Source organism: Pseudomonas sp. BJa3 (genome assembly GCF_026343815.1).
Lineage (GTDB): Bacteria > Pseudomonadota > Gammaproteobacteria > Pseudomonadales > Pseudomonadaceae > Aquipseudomonas > Aquipseudomonas soli.
Genome location: NZ_JAOXMC010000109.1, coordinates 1 through 283, shown reverse-complemented (window position 1 = coordinate 283; position 283 = coordinate 1). Strand labels below are relative to the sequence as shown.

1 protein-coding gene is annotated in these 283 nt (G+C 68.2%); it reads right to left on the bottom strand.

Features of this window, described 5'->3' with window-relative positions; translation table 11 throughout:
• Nucleotides 1-283 (bottom strand): glycosyltransferase (locus OH705_RS27075; RefSeq protein WP_323873505.1); only part of this gene is annotated, 283 nt, incomplete at both ends.

The following is a 283-nucleotide window of genomic DNA, read 5'->3' as shown; positions in this document are numbered from 1 at the left end:
AGCGCGTTGTGACCCCAGTAGTTGCCCTCGGCGCCGTGCCACCACGCCACGCCCTGGGCGACGACGGGGCCGTATACACGGCCGGCGAACTGCTGCATCCGCGCGAAGAAGGTACGCCCGTTGACGATCATCGGCAGCGTCTGCACGAGGGCGAGCTGCGGATGCCGCTCCATCGCGGATGAAAGCCGCACCAGCGTGTCGCCGGTCATCAGGCTGTCGGCATCGAGGATCAGCATGTGCGGGTACGCGCCGCCGAAACGGCGCACCCACTCGGCGATGTTGC